This window comes from Escherichia sp. WS1265, from assembly GCF_046487585.1.
Taxonomy (GTDB): domain Bacteria; phylum Pseudomonadota; class Gammaproteobacteria; order Enterobacterales; family Enterobacteriaceae; genus Escherichia; species Escherichia coli.
The window spans coordinates 178,553-196,010 of the sequence record NZ_JBJQJE010000002.1; the positions used below are offsets into that span (position 1 = coordinate 178,553).

The 17,458-nt window shown below is 52.8% G+C and carries 10 protein-coding genes and 1 pseudogene; 2 read left to right on the forward strand and 9 right to left on the reverse strand.

Features of this window, described 5'->3' with window-relative positions; all coding sequences use genetic code 11:
• Nucleotides 1-58: 58 nt before the first annotated feature.
• On the forward strand, nt 59-1,195 hold the full coding sequence (gene rlmG, locus ACJHX3_RS03245; protein WP_000018671.1) for a 23S rRNA (guanine(1835)-N(2))-methyltransferase RlmG: 1,137 nt from the start codon (nt 59-61) through the stop codon (nt 1,193-1,195).
• 117 nt (nt 1,196-1,312) lie between these two features.
• Here the strand turns inward: rlmG and fadH are convergent, their stop codons facing one another.
• The 8 genes and pseudogenes from fadH to ebgR all read right to left on the reverse strand — a co-directional run bounded on the left by fadH (nt 1,313) and on the right by ebgR (nt 15,241).
• Nucleotides 1,313-3,331 carry an NADPH-dependent 2,4-dienoyl-CoA reductase gene (fadH, locus tag ACJHX3_RS03250; protein ID WP_000121430.1) on the reverse strand — a complete coding sequence of 673 codons (2,019 nt, stop codon included), beginning with the start codon at nt 3,329-3,331 and terminating at the stop codon, nt 1,313-1,315.
• 304 nt (nt 3,332-3,635) lie between these two features.
• Nucleotides 3,636-5,177: a hypothetical protein gene (locus tag ACJHX3_RS03255; protein WP_024044313.1), complete on the reverse strand. Its 1,542-nt coding sequence runs from the start codon at nt 5,175-5,177 to the stop codon at nt 3,636-3,638.
• Between the two features lie 290 nt (nt 5,178-5,467).
• The gene (ygjK, locus tag ACJHX3_RS03260; protein WP_024044314.1) at nt 5,468-7,819 is read right to left on the reverse strand and encodes an alpha-glucosidase; all 2,352 of its coding nucleotides are present in this window, start codon (nt 7,817-7,819) and stop codon (nt 5,468-5,470) included.
• A 16-nt stretch (nt 7,820-7,835) separates the two neighbouring features.
• A pseudogene (gene ygjJ, locus ACJHX3_RS03265) lies at nt 7,836-8,906 on the reverse strand (protein YgjJ).
• A gap of 133 nt (nt 8,907-9,039) precedes the next feature.
• Nucleotides 9,040-10,473: an amino acid permease gene (locus ACJHX3_RS03270; RefSeq protein WP_001285446.1), complete on the reverse strand. Its 1,434-nt coding sequence runs from the start codon at nt 10,471-10,473 to the stop codon at nt 9,040-9,042.
• A gap of 62 nt (nt 10,474-10,535) precedes the next feature.
• A complete protein-coding gene (locus tag ACJHX3_RS03275) occupies nt 10,536-10,985 on the reverse strand; it encodes a beta-galactosidase subunit beta (RefSeq protein WP_001219943.1) in 450 nt (149 codons plus the stop codon).
• Nucleotides 10,982-14,074 carry a beta-galactosidase subunit alpha gene (ebgA, locus tag ACJHX3_RS03280; protein WP_094321856.1) on the reverse strand — a complete coding sequence of 1,031 codons (3,093 nt, stop codon included), beginning with the start codon at nt 14,072-14,074 and terminating at the stop codon, nt 10,982-10,984. The genes ACJHX3_RS03275 and ebgA overlap by 4 nt, the downstream gene beginning before the upstream one ends.
• A gap of 183 nt (nt 14,075-14,257) precedes the next feature.
• Nucleotides 14,258-15,241 (reverse strand): transcriptional regulator EbgR, encoded by a 984-nt coding sequence (gene ebgR, locus ACJHX3_RS03285; RefSeq protein WP_000212444.1) that lies wholly within the window; start codon nt 15,239-15,241, stop codon nt 14,258-14,260.
• Nucleotides 15,242-15,459: 218 nt separating this feature from the next.
• Here ebgR and ACJHX3_RS03290 point away from each other — a divergent pair, with 218 nt between their 5' ends.
• Entirely contained in the window at nt 15,460-15,792 is a 333-nt protein-coding gene (locus ACJHX3_RS03290) for a tRNA-binding protein (RefSeq protein WP_000450588.1), read from the forward strand.
• 41 nt (nt 15,793-15,833) lie between these two features.
• Here ACJHX3_RS03290 and ygjG read toward each other — a convergent pair whose 3' ends face one another.
• Nucleotides 15,834-17,213, reverse strand: coding sequence for a putrescine aminotransferase (gene ygjG / locus ACJHX3_RS03295; RefSeq protein ID WP_001309772.1), 1,380 nt, complete (start codon nt 17,211-17,213; stop codon nt 15,834-15,836).
• Nucleotides 17,214-17,458: the final 245 nt, after the last annotated feature.

Below are 17,458 nucleotides of genomic sequence, written 5' to 3' on the forward strand. Positions count from 1 at the left end.
GTATACTCACGCACCCTTTTCAGGGGCAACGTCGAAATTTTATCATTCAGGAGGGCCGATGAGCCACTTAGACAACGGTTTCCGTTCACTGACACTACAACGTTTTCCGGCGACGGATGACGTTAACCCACTACAGGCGTGGGAAGCGGCGGATGAATATTTGCTGCAACAGTTGGACGACACAGAAATCCGCGGCCCGGTGTTGATCCTGAATGATGCCTTTGGTGCGTTAAGTTGTGCGCTGGCGGAACATAAGCCATACAGCATTGGCGACTCATACATCAGCGAACTGGCGACGCGCGAGAATTTACGCCTCAACGGGATTGATGAGTCGAGCGTGAAGTTTCTCGACAGCACCGCCGACTACCCGCAACAGCCGGGCGTGGTACTGATCAAAGTACCGAAAACACTGGCGTTGCTGGAACAACAACTGCGTGCGCTGCGCAAAGTGGTCACGCCGGATACACGTATTATTGCCGGTGCCAAAGCCCGTGACATCCACACTTCCACGCTGGAACTGTTCGAAAAAGTGCTCGGCCCGACCACCACCACGCTGGCATGGAAGAAGGCACGCTTAATTAACTGTACTTTCAACGAGCCGCCGCTGGCCGATGCGCCGCAGACCGTTAGCTGGAAACTGGAAGGTACTGACTGGACTATCCACAACCATGCGAATGTCTTCTCCCGCACCGGGCTGGATATTGGCGCGCGCTTCTTTATGCAGCATCTGCCAGAGAATCTCGAAGGTGAGATTGTCGATCTCGGTTGTGGTAATGGCGTTATTGGTCTGACGCTGCTTGATAAAAACCCGCAGGCGAAAGTGGTGTTTGTCGATGAATCGCCGATGGCGGTTGCTTCCAGCCGTTTGAACGTTGAAACCAACATGCCAGAGGCGTTGGATCGCTGCGAGTTTATGATCAACAACGCGCTCTCCGGCGTGGAGCCTTTCCGCTTTAATGCTGTGCTCTGCAACCCGCCGTTTCATCAGCAACATGCGCTGACCGATAACGTCGCCTGGGAGATGTTCCACCACGCCCGCCGCTGTCTGAAAATCAACGGCGAGCTATATATCGTTGCCAACCGTCACCTGGATTACTTCCATAAACTGAAGAAGATTTTCGGCAACTGCACCACCATCGCCACGAATAATAAATTTGTGGTGCTGAAAGCAGTGAAGCTGGGGCGTCGTCGGTAAGATTGGCAGCTACCTGCCAGATAAGGCGTAAACGCCTTATCTGGCATACGTTCAGCACGTTACCCCCAGGTCGGATAAGACGCGGCAAGCGTCGCATCCGGCGCTTCAAATAACGATTTAAATCTCCAGCGCCAGCCGTGTTCCCTGGGCAATTGCCCGTCGTGCGTCCAGCTCCATAGCTACATCGCAGCCGCCAATTAAATGCACAGTTTTCCCGCTATCAATCAGCGGTTGCGCCAGCGCGCGGTTTGGCTCTTGCCCTGCGCAGATCACCACATTGTCCACTGCTAATACCTGCGTTTCGCCGTTGATCACCACATGCAGCCCGTCATCGTCGATCTTCTGATAACTTACGCCTGGGATCATTTTCACGCCGCGCGAGAGCAGGGTGGTGCGATGGATCCAGCCGGTGGTTTTGCCTAACCCCTGTCCCGGTTTGCTGGCTTTGCGCTGGAGCATCACAATCTGCCGTGGGCTACGCGGGATCTGCATTCCCTGCGGGCTTAAGCCACCAGCCTGTTGCAGGCTGCTGTCGATCCCCCACTCATTACAGAACTCGGCAATGTTCTTGCTGGTGGACTCACCCGGCTGACTTAAAAACATCGCCGTATCAAAACCAATCCCGCCACAACCGATGATTGCTACCTTTTTGCCCACAAGCGCTTTGTCGCGCAGTACGTCGAGATAACTCAACACCTTCGGATGATCGATTCCGTCGATAGGTGGAATGCGCGGTACGATCCCGCTAGCGAGGATCGTTTCATCGAACGACTGTAACTGATCCGCCGTCACGGTGTGATTGAGTTTCAGCGTCACGCCCGTCACTTCGATCATCCGGCGGTAATAGCGCAGCGTTTCGTAAAACTCCTCTTTGCCAGGGATCTGTTTGGCGATATTAAACTGACCGCCGATCTCACTGTGAGCATCAAACAACGTTACCTGATGACCACGCGCCGCCGCGTTAATGGCAAACGCCAGCCCTGCCGGACCTGCGCCGACCACCGCCAGATTTTTTTTCTGCACGGCAGGAAGGATCGGCATTTTGGTTTCGTGGCAGGCGCGAGGATTCACCAGGCACGAGGTGACTTTGCCAACGAAGATCTGATCGAGGCAGGCTTGATTGCAGCCAATACAAGTGTTGATCTCATCGGCTCGCCCTGATTGCGCTTTTGACAGCAGCTCCGCATCAGCAAGAAACGGTCGCGCCATCGATACCATATCGGCATCACCGCGCGAGAGAATGTCGTCGGCAACCTGCGGATCGTTAATCCGGTTGGTGGTCACCAGCGGCAGCGAGACGTGGCCTTTCAGTTTGCGCGTGACCCAGCTAAAGGCACCGCGCGGCACGGGCGTGGCAATGGTCGGAATACGTGCTTCATGCCAGCCAATGCCGGTGTTGATAATGGTCGCGCCCGCCGCTTCAATGGCCTGCGCCAGCCCTACCGTTTCGGCAAAAGTACCGCCGCCTTCTACCAGGTCGAGCATCGACAGACGGTAGATAATAATGAAGTCATTGCCGACGCGTTCGCGCACTGCTCGCACCACTTCAACTGCAAAGCGCATCCGGTTAGGGTAATCGCCGCCCCACTGGTCGCTACGCTGGTTGGTGCGCAGGGTCAGAAACTCGTTGATCAAATACCCTTCGGAACCCATCACTTCTACGCCGTCGTATCCGGCCTCCCGCGCCAGTTGCGCGCAGCGGGCGAAATTGTCGATCAGTTGCAGGATCTCTTCATGGCTTAACTCATGGGGAACGAAACGGTTGATGGGAGCCTGCAATGCGGAAGGAGCGACCAGATGCGGTTGGTAGCTGTAGCGCCCGGTATGCAAAATTTGCAGGGCGATTTTGCCGCCTTCCTGATGTACGGCTTCGGTTATGGTGCGATGGTGCGGGATCTGGCTTGCGTCATTGAGCATTGCGCCGCCTTCCATGCCAACGCCTGTTAAATCTGGTGCAATACCGCCGCTAACAATCAACGCCACGCCATGACGGGCGCGTTCCGCGTAAAACGCTGCCAGCCGTTCAGCGCCGTCCGGGTATTCCTCCAGTCCCGTGTGCATTGAACCCATCAGTACTCGGTTTTTTAACGTGGTGAAGCCTAAATCCAGCGGGGCGAACAGCGACGGGTAGCTCATAAAATTGTCCAGTATGTAAAATAATTGTTATGTGGTCGGATGAGTTCTAATTTAGCCGTCGCCAGAGAAAAGGGAAAAGGGGAGTGCGGGGTTTGTGATGGGATTCAAAAAGAATACGCCCATTGGAAATGCCGGATACGACGCTTGTCGCGTCTTATCTGTATATGGACACCTCTCGTTGTGCAAGTACGGTGTTCGAAAAATTAATAGGTAACGTGGTGGTCGTCCTGACAGGACGGCAGGCTATGAAGATAGTCAATCACGCTATCTTTAGCCCGCTCATCCGGGGGCAACTTCGACCATTTCAGGATGACTTCGCCGATAATGGGGGCTTTTTGGTCCCTTTCTGTCTTGCCCGGACGGAGGGCAATTGCGGGCCAGGCGCATGTTCCGCACTCTGATTTCCATCCATCAGTAAGGGCTGTGAAGACCTGAAACTTCGGATGTTTTTGACGTGGGGGCTGGCCCTTTTGGCCACTTTCCGCCTTACCTGGACGCGGGGGCGGGTGGGCAGTGGCGGGGTAGCCTCATTTTCCGTGCTCAGGTTTCCTTCCGCCAGGAAGGGGAGGGAGGATCTGAAATCAAGTGTTCCTTGCTGGTTGCTTGATACCAGTGCTGCGGCAATGGTGCGAAACAGAGTACGGTCAGCTGTTGCACAAGCTGGCACCCCGCCCCCACAGACCTTAAGGTTCACAGAGCGACTATACCTTCCCGGCGTGACGGTGATGGTATGGCCGGAAAATCCGAAACTGAACGATTCAGGGATTATCTGCTTATCACCCCTCACCGTCTGGTACCGATATAGTGCGTTCGTCATGGCAACTGCCAGTTCGTTAACCCGGTCAGGAACAGCTATGCTGCGGTCCGTATCCGCGTTGATTAATTTTATCATCAGCTTCAGAATTACCCGACTGTGCAGGGTCTGCTGCAGGGCCAGGGAAGTTGCAGCGGCCTCACTGATACGGCATGACACCATTGCCGCGGCAATGGTGCGAAACCGGGCACTGCCAACACATTCACGGACCGTCACCCCGCCCCTACTGATCTCAATCTGCACTAATTTGCTATTACTCTCCGCCTTCGTAAAGGTGATGGTGTGGCTGGAAAAAAAGAAACTGAACCTGAACGGCTCAGTGAATGGCTCAGTGCGTTGCAGCTCAGTCCTCACCACCGTCTGATACAGAAACAGCGCGTTCGTCATGGCAACTACCAGTTCATTAACCTCGTCCGTATCCGCGTTGATTAAATTTATTATCTTATTCAGAATTTCACAGCCGTGCTGGGTCTGCAGCAGGGGCCGAGACATTATCGCGCCCGCGCTGATGCTGGAGTTACGTGGTGTTACCATGAAATGCATTCCTTCCCCTTGTTTTTCTTCCTTGAGTGAGGGAAAGAAATCATATGTTCCTGGCTGGCGACTGCGTGACATCATTTTTGTGACAAAGGCGTGAAACAGGGCACAGTCAGCATCGCCACGGGCATTCCCCCCGTCCTTGCTGACCGCAATGTTCACGAGATTGGCCCCGTTGTAATCCCTTTTCGTGTTCGTGAAGGTGATGGTGTGGCCGGAAAAACAGAAACTGAACGGCTCAGGAATGTACAGGACACGTCCCGGCATGTTCGGATACTCCGGCAGTTCGTTCGTCATCATTGTGTACGGCTGCAGAGCGTCCGCCATGGTAGCCACCAGTGCGTTAACCTGGTCAGGAACACCCGTGCTGCAGTCTGTATTCCTGTTGATTAAATTTATCATCTCTTCCAGACGTGTCCTGCAGCTCTCCTGGTTCTCCAGGGCCAGGGGCAATGTCATACCTGCACTGGCTTTGATGTGGCATGGTGTTACCATGTAATGAATTCCTTTCTTTCAGGGGGCAGATAGTGCCGTGTTTGCTCACTGGCCCCCCGGAGAGCGGCTGACCCGTTTGTTCAACTCAACAGCTCCAGCACCAGTCAGTGAACAGGGCGCATAACCGTCGGACCATTAAACGTCAGACGGCAAATCAGTATTATTTTATTAATTTCGGTCAGTTGCATTCCGGTTTTTACCGCAGTTTAAAAGAAAAGAGTGCGTATACCCCCGATGCCGCGGGCTAGGGCGGATAAGGCGTTCACGCCGCATCCGCCAGCTGTTGCAAATTACTGCTTACGGAAAAAATCGTTATACAACATATACAAATGCGCGGCACTCCAGGAGAAATTTGGTGCGCCTTGCTGTGCGCCAGTCAGCGGGTTGTAATTCTCCTGAATTGGGCCATCGGCGGTTAATCCTTTGGCGTGCCGGAAGAACGTATCCGCCAGCTTCAGGGCATCATCGCGATAACCGTAACGCTCCATCCCTTTCAGACCAAACCAGAACTGATCCACCCATACGCGCCCGCGCCAGTAGATATCAGCGCCAAAAGCCGGATTGGTTAACGCCGCCGTTCCCAGCGGTACAAAGGTGTTGAACTCTTTAGGATCGAGCATCACCTTCACCACCGCGTCGGCGTTGGCCTGCGTTGCCGCACCGTTAAACAGCGGTGACCAGCCTTCTGGCCCTTTACCGCGCTCGACAATCGGTTTGCCCGCGCAGCCGTTCGCCAGTGGTTTATCTTCAATGCGCACGTCATAGTAAAACTGTGTAGTCGGGTCGAACATACAGGTGTTGATGTAGTCCGCGAGCTGCTGTGCCAACTGGCGATAGCGTTTGGCCTCTTCCGGCTTACCGAGTATGGTTGCCATCTCCGCCAGATAATGGTTATCGCTGTACATATAGCTGGCCTGATCCACCGACTCCTGCAATAGCGAGTATCCCAGCAACGTTCCTTCCTGACTGCGGTTTTCGGCGAATTTCACCGTCCAGTCGCTACGTTTGCCGCCATTAGCGACATATTTATCCAGCTGTTCTTTGTCGATAAACCCAAAGACGGCGGCGTCATCACGACCTGATTCCCACGACGCAGCAACCTGTGCCGGAATTTCCAGACTGTCGTACTGGCCTTTCTCCACCACACGGGCGTAGTTGTTCAGCCCAGACTGCGTCTCTTCTTTGTCGCCTTTTTTCACCGTAAACAGCATCTCGCCGCTCTCGGTGTTGTGGGCTTTGTCGCGGGTCGCACCATATTCCGGCACGCCGTTGCCGTTGTGATCGCGATTACGTAACCACCAGTCGTGATAGGCCACCAGCTTCGGGTACATCTCTGCCAACCAGGCTTTATCCTGGGTGACGTTATACACTTCCATTACTGACCAGGCGGCAAGGCTGGGTTTGGTATTACGTTCGTTCCAGTTGCCGCCATCGCCGCCACGCTCGGGGCTAAGGTTCCACGCTATCAGATCGGGGACAAAGCCCACATCCTGCGGACGCACGCTATCGCCAGGCTGGATCTGCCAGGAGAAGACCGCGCGGATATTCTCTTTGGCGATGTCCGGATTGAAATGCGCCATCGCAAACGCCTGCTTCCAGGTATCCCACGGCCAGGTCTGATTGCCGGAGAACCAGCGTCCGGTCACCGACGGCGTGACGGTGTTATATTTCACCGCCCCCCCAGGCGAGCGCCAGTTACCGTTGAGCGTTTCGATCGCTTTCACCGCGACGCGCGTCTGTTCCGGCGTCGCATCCGGATTGGTTAACCCTTTCTTCAGGTATTCTTCCCAGCGTTGCTGCGAGGCGGTGAGATAGAACGCCGGACGCGCCAGAATATCGCGGATCTGCATTTGCTCTTTGCTAACTTCCTGAGCGGTCAGCAGATGGGAATAGGTGGTGTAGAGCGTCGTCGAACCGTTGATATGCGCCATACTGGTAAAGCGATTACCGTTGATTTCAGTCTGCACCGGCAGGGATTTATGCACCTGATATTCTGATTCACCGGAGGTCAGCAGATCCCAGGTGGCGCGCACTTTGCCAAAGGTGACTTTCAGGCCATCACGGGTGGCGCTGATTTTGCGCTGATAGTCAGGGTATTCGCCAGCAATGGTTTTATCGGAAAGCGGTTTCCCTTCTTTCGCTTCCAGTTTTTCCAGTAGTTCGCCGTCCCACACCAGATCCAGCGGTTTATTGCTGGTGATTTTGGTTTCCAGTAGTGACGTGCGCGGCGTGGCGAAGCGAAGAGTCATTTCAACCTGCACATCTTTTGCTGTCAGTTTTTGCACCAGCGCGCCGGGAATACTGTATGCCTCCAGCGTGAAGTCGACTTTCTTGCCGTCCTGCCAGACAGTCAGGCGGTCGAAATTGCTGGCCATAAAGTTGATGTACTCTTCCGTCAGCAGCGCAACGCCCGGAAAGCCGCCCATGGTGTTCGGGCCGTCTGGCAACAGATGACCATGCCAGGCTCCGAGATCGAAAAACGGATTAAAACGCTGGTGATCGTCGTAATCGTAATCCTTCATGTACTGCGGCGCGCCAGTACGGTTAATCACGTTTTTATAATTGTCGGCGTCAGCGGCATGGGCGGAAAAACTTATCAGCAGAGCGCAGGTTACTGGCGTTAAAATAGTTTTTATTTTCATGAGATTACAGTCCTTATTACCAGTAAAAATATTGCATCAGGAAGATTTGGTCGCTGGGATCGTGAGAGGCATTTTTCATGTAGAAGCGGCTATCAAAAGCCGTTGCGAAACGTCCGCCGCCGTATTCGTACCAGATACCAAACTGCATGAAAGAGGTGGTTTCATCGTCAGCGTGGTCAGGGCGATGTTTGGCGTAGGTGTAAGCGGTGGAGAGATAAACGCCCTTTAACGCTTCATACATGGCGCTCACCATCATCCCGCTTTCACTTCCCGGTACGTCCAGCCCGTCGGCGCGTCCGGTATGGTGCCAGGCGCGAGCGGCAAAGTTAGGGGTAAGCAGGCCCGTCAGATAGAGTTGTCCTGTGCCGTCGGTGATTTCCAGACCGTTCATCCAGGTGATGCCTTCGGCAAGGTCATACTGGATGTAACCGTTCATCATTGCCGGATAGGTGTATTTGTCGTCGTAGCGATCGTACTTGCCAAAATGTAGCTAGGCTTTGCTTTCGTCATGATGTCCGGCAGGTGTGGCGGTGACGCTATAACGAAAGTTGCCGCTTAAGTTCTGCACCTTCAGCGCAGTCATAATGTCGCGGGTATTGGGAATGACGTAGCCCAGATCGGGCGTGAAATCGCCCCACCATTGCAGGTCATCCAGCGAGGAATCCTGACGCAGACTGAGCATGATTTCGGTGCCATCATTGGTACGATAACCGCCATAGAAACGGTTAATCCCGCCCTCGAAACCGCCCCAGCTATGGTCAGGCACCCAGGCATTACCGTCGTGGTCGGCCTGCACGGTCCAGCCTTCGCCGTAAATCAGGCCGAACCAGGAGCCGTACTTCATCTCCAGGCCACCTTCAATATAGGTGCCGTCACTGTATTTATGTTTATTCTCACCCTCTAAATCCATATATCCACCAACCCCTAATTCGCCGTAAAAACGAAATGAAGGAGAAGATGTCGAGGTCATTACGGGTGTTTTTGTGTCGTCATGTTCTGCCGGACGTGCTTCTTCTCCTGCCGCAGAAAAGGCGTAGCAAAACGGCAGAGCAAGTAATGCTCTGCATGGTGCAGTGATTAATTTCATCGTGTTAATCCATGAGCTAAAGAAAAAGTACAGCCTTTTATCGTTGTAATTATAAAAATATAAAGGCAGAAACTATTTTCCCTCTCCCCATCCAGGAAGAGGGAAAATGCCTGCTCATTTTTTATTAGTCTGCTTAATCAACATTGCTGGCTGGCGTCGCTTCAATATGGCGCTCTTCAGCCGTTAATCCCTTTATATATTTACTGTATTTCCACCACGCAAAGCCGAGGAAGATAACAATACCGCCGACGTTATAAAAAATGATGGTCAGAATATTCGCGCCAGTCGGGAATGTCGAAGCGACAAACCCTACGGCAAATATCGCAATCAGCATTGAAACAACGATAATACCGGTGCGGCGGGAACCCATACGGAAATCACGTGGCAGGTGATCTAATTTGGCGCGTAAATTCAGGTAAGCCAGCATGATGAATAACGGCGGAAGCATGGACGCTGCGGCGGTCATATTAATAATGGTATTCATCAGATCCTGCACGGTATTGGAACCGAGCATCGGGATAATCATCAGCGGGATGACGATCAGGAACTGGATCCACGCTGCGCGCGCCGGAACGCCGTTTTCGTTAAGTTCGACGGTTTTCTTACCAAAGATACCTTCCGGGATTTCGGAGAAGAAAATTTTCACCGGCGTTGCGGTCCACATCAGCAGGGAACCGAACATCGCGGTAAAGGACACCAGACCGACAAAGCGATTCATCAACGCTTCCGGCAGACCAAAATACGCCGCCATGCCGTGGAATACCTGTACCGAGCCGCCAGTAAATTTCAACTCTTTGCTGCTGACGAAGACGTTAATCAGCACCGAGGAGACGGAATACAGCACACCGATAAAAATCCCGGCGAGGATGATCACTTTAACGAACGATTTCGAACCGCCTTTGACGTCGTTAACGTACACCGCGACGGACTCCGCGCCACCTGCGGCCATAAAGATCCAGGTGGTAACGCCGAGGAACGCCCAGTTGAAGTTCGGGATCATCGCGTCAACGGTGATCGGATCGGCAGGCTGTACGCCGCCAACCAGTGCCGTACCTGCCAGTAAAATGTAGGAGAGCGTTAACAGCAGCATCAGCGTTGAAGTGACGGAGGTAATTGGCCCCAACATTTTCGCCCCGTTGGTAGAAACCCAGGTGGAGAAGGCGAACAGCACCATACTGATAATGGTGGTGGCAACCGGTGTCATAATATATTCGTAGCCGAGGAAGGCATACGAAGCATAAGCAATAACGCGCGGTAACAGCGAGGTGAAAAAGAACAGGTTTACGAACCAGTAGGTATAGGCAGTAATAAATGCCCAACGCCCGCCCAGCGAACTTTTTACCCACGCGTAGACACCAGCTTCTGAGTTTTTATTTAACGAAACAAATTCTGCGATGATCAGACAGAAGGGAATAAAATAAAAAATCGTCGCGAGGAAAAACATCGGTGCCGAGGCCAGTCCAAGCTCAATATTATTATTGATAACGTTGTTAAAGCTGTAAACGGCGGCAAAAGTCAGCGAGAGCAAGCCGAATTTGCCGATTGTATTACGTTTGGTATCAGACATAACACATCTCCGAAAATGAGTAGGGTAGCGGTGGCGGCAAACTCCTTTTGCCGCCGTAGTTGTTATTTGTTATGGAAATAACCATCTTCGATGGTGACTTTGAGAACCACTTTTTTGACCGCGTTATTGCAGATAAACCGATAAGCTTCATGGATATCGCAAATAACGATTTGCCCTTCGTGGACCTCAACGGTTTCTCCGCAGCCTTTTAAATATTCACGGTCAGTTTCATCACGATAATATTCCACTACTTGTAATGTCTCTTTCGGCGCATATTCAATTTTTTGCTGCCCTTGCAGGTAGTAATGCACTTCAAAATAGCGTCGATGCCCGGTAAATAGCGCATCGGTCGCGGAGTCATTTTCCACACGGTAGGTCAATGAATCACCGATGGAGTGGGCGACGCCAGGCTGAATGTTGTCGATATTTTCAATCGCTTCAACGCAGCGTTGCCACTTCTTGCCAGAGGCGTAAATCTGGCGGAACTGTTCTAAGTTATCGATGATCCTCATTGCTTATTCTCGCTGTGCAAATTCGTGGAAAAGAACCCTGCGCCGAACTCATACGACGCCAGGCTTTGCGCGGTAGCTTCTCCGCCAGAAACCGGCAGCAACGTAAAGCCGTAGCTGAAGTCACGGAACCAGACGCGCCAGGAGTCCAGCACCTCGCTGCCCCAGGAGTTGGAGCCGAGGCCAAGCAGCTGGTGGTCGAGATTCAGAGTGATGTCATCACTGCGCTGAAGCTCGTTACAGTGCTGGGCAGCGTGGATGTTTTCCTGGGTATAGCGCCAGGCGCTGAAGTTAATGGGGCGCTGTGGAACCACCAGCAGACCGTTGCCGTGGCGGTTAGTGAGTGCCGTCCAGCGGACATGCTGACGGTTACCGTTGTTCTGCGGGAAGGGATAGTTCTCGAACATGGCATCGACGGTGCTGCGCCAGATATCAATGATGTTAGCCTGCTGGCTGTCGGCGTAGTTTTCGCCCGGTCCACGACCGTAATACGCCACCTGGTCGTATTCGCCGTTAATCCCCATGGTGAAACCGATGCACGGAATGATGTGCGGATAGTCGCCGTAACGCTCGCCGGAAAGCGCCACGTTAACCTGGCCATCGGCAGCGATGCGCCAGATGTAGGTGCAGCGCATTCCGAAGTCAAACACCGGCGGTGCTATAACCGTGCGGCTGATGATCAACACTTCACCATCGCTCTGTTCTACGGCAAAGTCGCGCAGATGTTCCTGCATGATCTGCAAATGATTCGGTTGCCACAGCCCTTCGTATTCCTGCTTGTGGTTGTCGATCATCGGCTTGAAGAAGTTGATCTTTGGCTCGCGGGTCAGCAGCGACTCGCCATTCACCTGCCAGGATGTCGGTTTGCCACTCATTTTTGAGAAGGTGATTGCGAAGTTGTAGCCGCGAACGGTGCAGCTCAAACGATCGTCTTCCAGCGTCAGCGGACGCGCATTATTCGGCGCGAAAGGCACAGGCTGCGCGGTGTTTTCCTTCAGCGGGAACTGATAAGTGGCGATAGGGTGTCCGGCTTCGCTGTAGCGGGTGCGGGAATCTTTGGTCACCGTAATGTTGAGAAACGCTTCACGAGCGTCCAGTTGCGGCAGCGTGATCTGCAAGGAGGCTTCGCTGTTCGGTGCAACGTCGCACAGTTTAATCTGCTGCGTCGCGAGCGTTTCACCTTCGGCGCGCACCTCTGCGTGCAGGGTGTAGTCATCAAGCGTGGTAAACCACAGTTTATTTTCGACTTTCAGTTCGCCGCGAGTCAGATCCAGCGCGTGGATTTTTACCGGCGCAATAACCTGTTTGTACTCTTTCAGGCCCGGTCCCGGCGTCTGATCGGAATAGATCAAACCATCAAGACAGAAGTTATAGTTGTTGGGATAGTCGCCGTAGTCGCCGCCGAATTTATACCAGACATTGCCGTTGTCATCCTGCGCCTGGATCCCGTGGTCGCACCATTCCCAGACATAATGTCCCTGAATGCAATCGTGCTTATAGAAGACGTTCTGGTACTCCGTCAGCCCGCCCGGTCCGTTCCCCATCGCATGAGCATATTCACAGATGATGCGCGGCTTCGGATGCGGGTATTCACCAAACTCATTCATCAGCGGCACGCGGGTGTACATGGTGGAAATAATATCGACCACTTCAGCATCGCGATCTTCTTCGTAATGCACCAGTCGCGTGTCATCCAGCGCCTTCGCCGCATGGTACATCGCGCGGATGTTACAGCCATAGCCGGATTCATTGCCCAGCGACCAGATGATGATCGAAGGATGGTTTTTCTGCGCGTGAATATGGCGAACAATGCGCTCGACGTAGACGTTTTTCCACTGCGGATCGTCGGTAATACGGCTGATATCGCCGACATTGGCAAAGCCGTGCGATTCGACGTCGGTTTCCGCCATCACAAACAGGCCGTAGATATCACACAGTTCGTAAAAACGCGGATCGTTCGGGTAGTGAGCGGTACGTACGGAGTTGATGTTGTGCTGCTTCATCAACTGGAGATCTTTCTCGACGCGATCCATCCCAACGGCACGGCCTTTGCGATGATCGTTGTCGTGACGGTTGACGCCGTGCAGCATCACATAACGGTTATTGATCCAGAACAGGCCGTCGCGCACTTTGATATCACGGAAGCCAACGCGTTGTGGTACCACTTCCAGAACGTTGCCGTCGGCGTCTTTCAGCGTCATGACCAGATGGTAAAGATAAGGGGATTCTGCTGACCATTGCTGGGGCTGTTCGACAGTAAAAGCAAAGCTGGCGCTGGTCAGTTTTTCAATTGCCAAATGATCAATGGCGCTGCTGTGCACCAGGCGTTCCCCATCAAACAGGGTATATTCCAGCGTCGTGACGACAGGGGAGGAGGCGAGATTTTCCAGCACCACTTCGCAGGAAAGCGTGGCATCGCAATAGGCTTCGTCAAAGTCGGTACGAACGGTGAAATCGTTAATATGCGTTAGTTGTTTACCGACCAGATAAACATCGCGGAAGATCCCCGCCGACCACCACATATCCTGGTCTTCCACGTAGGTGGAATCCGCCCACTGCATCACGCGCACACACAACAGGTTGTCGCCGGTTTTAACCATCGCGCTGATGTCAAACTCTGCGGTCAGGCGACTGCCCTTGCTGAACCCCACATACTGACCGTTAACGTAGACTTCAAAATAGGTTTCGACGCCGTCAAATTTAATCAGCGTCTGTTTACCCTGCCAGCCGTCGCTGAGGGTGAAAATACGTTGATAGGCACCGGTTGGGTTATCGCTGGGAACAAACGGTACATCGATGGGGAATGGAAAACCTTCGTCGGTATATTGCAGTTTGCCGTGACCTTCCATTTGCCACATGGCGGGGACGGTAATATGCCCCCAGTCAGCCATTAACTCAGAGGTGAAGGCTTCTGGCACTTGCAGCGGGTGGTCAAAAAAGTGGAAATTCCACTGACCGCTTAAGGGCAGAAACAGGCTGCTGGTTTCACGGGCAAAGGTACGCGCTTGCGCAACAGAATCATATGAAAAAAAGTACGCACGCGGCGCAAGTCGGTTTTCGTGGGTGAGCTGAATATTTTCCCAGCGATTCATAGGGCCTCCCGGTAGAGAGAAATCGGAACCATTCATGGTGATGGTAGTTTGTGTAATTGCTGGGGAGTTTAGTAAAATTTTTACTAAAAAGTAGCGGATAAATGCATTTACTTTAACTGGATCACGAAAATAAACGGCAGCACTGTCCGGCAAAAACGATTGCCGGACAGTGTGTAAGGGGATTTAGCGGGTCGTGCCGCGCAGTTTTAATTTGCTGGGAACGAAGACTAACAGCGGCAGCGCGCGACCATCGCGAGCCTTTTCATACAACAGGTTAACGCCCTGACTTCCCATCATCTCGGAATGGATGCGCACGGTTGAGAGCGGCGGAAAGGTAAATCGCGCGGTGGGGATGTCGTTCACGCTGATAAGCGAAATATCCTGTGGGATGTTCAGGCCTCGTTCATGAATTGCCCGCAGTACGCCGATAGCAATGGAATCAGAAGCGACAAACAACGCCTTCGGGTAGTCTTCCCGCGCCAGCATTTGCTTTGCCAGTTCATAGCCCGACGAACTGGAAAAACCGCCGCGCCAGATATCCTCTTCGCGTACCACTTGTTTCAGTCGGCCATATTCCGCAAAGGCGACCTCACGAATATCCGCCTTGCCAGGCTCATCTTCACCGCCAATAAAACCAATACGATTAACGCCCTGATTGATATAGAAGTCGATGATTTCTTTACTGATACGTGCCAGATCGATATCCACCGCATCGTAACCGCTGCCGGGTTCGTGAAAGTCGATAAAACAGATATTGTCGGTCAATGCGCTGGCAGCGGCGCGCAGGGCGGGCGTGGGTTTGCCGACAATTAAAATACCGGTGACGTTTTTAATGTCTGGTAAGCCGTTGTGTTCATAACAGTTGGTCAGTTCGATCGCCAGCTTTTCGCACTGAGTTTCAATGCCGTGGCGGATCGCCAGATAGTAAGGATCGTTGATCTCCAGCTCCTGCTGGTAGCTGTAGATAGCCAGAATATGGTGTTGGTTAACTGCGCCTGTCTGGAGTTTACGGGCGCTACTGGTCTTGTACTCCAGCTTTTCGGCGATCTCGAGAATGCGATGTTTCGTCTCTTCTTTCACATTCAATGTCGGATCGTCATTTAAGACCCTGGATACTGTCGCCAGGGATACGCCAGCTTCGATTGCGATGTCTTTTAGTGTTGCCATGTTTACCTTTTTTACTTTCCCTGATGTGCGCCCCCATTGTAGAGGAAGTGCTTATCGGGTCACCTGTTTTCAGTAAATAAAGCGCGTTTCTTTGACGCTGTAACGGTAACACAGCGGCTTGCGAATGTGATCACGCCTGCATTCTCCATTTTTAGCCTACAGGATTGAGAAAAACTTTTGCTATAGTTTAGTAAAATTTTACTCGAAGGGAGGAAACAATGGAAACCGTGGCTTACGCTGATTTTGCACGTCTGGAAATGCGCGTCGGAAAGATTGTGGAAGTGAAACGTCATGAAAACGCCGACAAGCTGTACATCGTACAGGTTGATGTGGGTGAAAAAACGCTGCAAACCGTGACCAGCCTGGTGCCGTACTACAGCGAAGAAGAGCTGATGGGAAAAACGGTGGTGGTCTTATGCAATCTGCAAAAAGCGAAAATGCGCGGTGAAACGTCGGAATGCATGCTGTTGTGTGCGGAAACCGATGACGGCAGTGAAAGCGTGTTGTTAACGCCGGAGCGGATGATGCCTGCGGGCGTTCGTATCGTATAAAACAATCGGATGGCGACGTCGAATCGCCATCCGATTTGATATTACGCTTCTTCGACACTTACTCGCATGGCCGCCAGCGCCTTACGCGCCGCTTTGATCACCAGTTCACACTGTTCAATGGTCAGTGTCAGTGGCGGTTCAATGCGGATCGTTTTGGCGTTATTGAGCGTTCCGGCCACCAGGACGCGCTGACGGAACATCTCGCTGGCAAAGTTATAGCCGATTTCGTTATCAACAAACTCAATCGCCATCAACATTCCTTTACCACGCGCCTCTTGCACCAGATCGGGATATTCCCGCGCCAGTTGACGGAAACCGTCCAGCAACATATCGCCTTTTTGTTCAGCCTGAGCCGGTAAGTTCTGCTCCAGCAACACATTGATGGTCGCCAGCGCCGCCGCACAGGCCAGCGGGTTGCCGCCAAAGGTAGTGGTATGCAGGAACGGGTTGTCGAACAGAACGGAAAACACCTCTTCAGTGGCGATGGTTGCGCCAATCGGCATCACGCCGCCGCCGAGGGCTTTTGCCAGGCACAGGATGTCCGGCTGTACGTTCTCATGCTCGCAGGCGAACATCTTACCCGTGCGCCCCATGCCTGTTTGTACTTCATCGAGGATCATCAGTGCGCCGAACTCATCGCACAGCTTACGCACGGCGGTGAGATAGCCCGGCGGCGGCAGAATGACGCCACCTTCGCCCTGAATCGGCTCAAGGATCACTGCAGCAACATCATCACCGGTTTTTTTGCACTCGCTAAGGGCCGTGCGCATGGCTTCGATATTGCCAAATGGTACATGACGGAACCCTGGCAGCAGCGGCATAAATGGTTTGCGGAAGGTCGATTTCGCCGTGGCCGACAGCGCGCCAAGGGATTTACCGTGGAACGCGCCGCTGGTGGCAATAAAAGTAAACTTGCCGCGCGGTGACTGATAAGCCTTCGCCAGCTTCAGCGCTGCTTCAACGGACTCGGTGCCGCTATTACAGAAGAAGCTGTATTTCAGTTTACCGGGCGTTAGCGCCGCAAGGGTTTTCGCCAGCATCGCCCGTAACGGATCGAGCAGCTCCTGGCTATGTAACGGTTGCTTCGCAAGTTGATTCTGTACGGCGGAAACCACAACTGGATTACGGTGCCCCACGTTGAAAATTCCAAAACCTCCAAGGCAGTCGATAAACTCCTGTCCCTGGGTGTCGACAAGCGTATTTAAACCTCCCGCTTGCCACTCTACGGCTCCGTAATCCCCGCCGGCGGTAACAGATTTGCGATACTCTAAAAACCCCGGATTGACATGCTCTTTGAAGTATTCAATCACCTCCCGGTTAAGTGCTTTCATCTCCTCATGATCCAGCGTTCGCTTCTCAATGAGATTCAGGGCGTGGGCGCTGCACGCTAAAGCCGATGCGCTCGAAGGTAACCTGTTCAAAATATGCTCCGGAGGCTCGCGTATCACATGATACCGATTTAAGTATTGCAGGGATTGCGCCACTCCGGCTGCGATCGCGAAAATCGGGATAAACACAAATGTGGTTATCATTTGCGCAATATTTAATGCTATTTGTTAACATCTGTTGTTATTTTGCACGGTTTTTGTCGGGTATGGATTTGGCGATTGCTGCGCAAATGCACACTTTCAGGGCAACAACTGCCTGATTTTTGGGCAAGATAATT

What these genes read in the sequence shown, in the direction of transcription:
- rlmG (WP_000018671.1), top strand. Translation starts at nt 59, where the DNA reads ATGAGCCACTTAGACAACGGTTTCCGTTCACTGACACTACAACGTTTT.
- fadH (WP_000121430.1), bottom strand. Translation starts at nt 3,331, where the DNA reads ATGAGCTACCCGTCGCTGTTCGCCCCGCTGGATTTAGGCTTCACCACG.
- ACJHX3_RS03255 (WP_024044313.1), bottom strand. Translation starts at nt 5,177, where the DNA reads ATGGTAACACCATGCCACATCAAAGCCAGTGCAGGTATGACATTGCCC.
- ygjK (WP_024044314.1), bottom strand. Translation starts at nt 7,819, where the DNA reads ATGAAAATAAAAACTATTTTAACGCCAGTAACCTGCGCTCTGCTGATA.
- ACJHX3_RS03270 (WP_001285446.1), bottom strand. Translation starts at nt 10,473, where the DNA reads ATGTCTGATACCAAACGTAATACAATCGGCAAATTCGGCTTGCTCTCG.
- ACJHX3_RS03275 (WP_001219943.1), bottom strand. Translation starts at nt 10,985, where the DNA reads ATGAGGATCATCGATAACTTAGAACAGTTCCGCCAGATTTACGCCTCT.
- ebgA (WP_094321856.1), bottom strand. Translation starts at nt 14,074, where the DNA reads ATGAATCGCTGGGAAAATATTCAGCTCACCCACGAAAACCGACTTGCG.
- ebgR (WP_000212444.1), bottom strand. Translation starts at nt 15,241, where the DNA reads ATGGCAACACTAAAAGACATCGCAATCGAAGCTGGCGTATCCCTGGCG.
- ACJHX3_RS03290 (WP_000450588.1), top strand. Translation starts at nt 15,460, where the DNA reads ATGGAAACCGTGGCTTACGCTGATTTTGCACGTCTGGAAATGCGCGTC.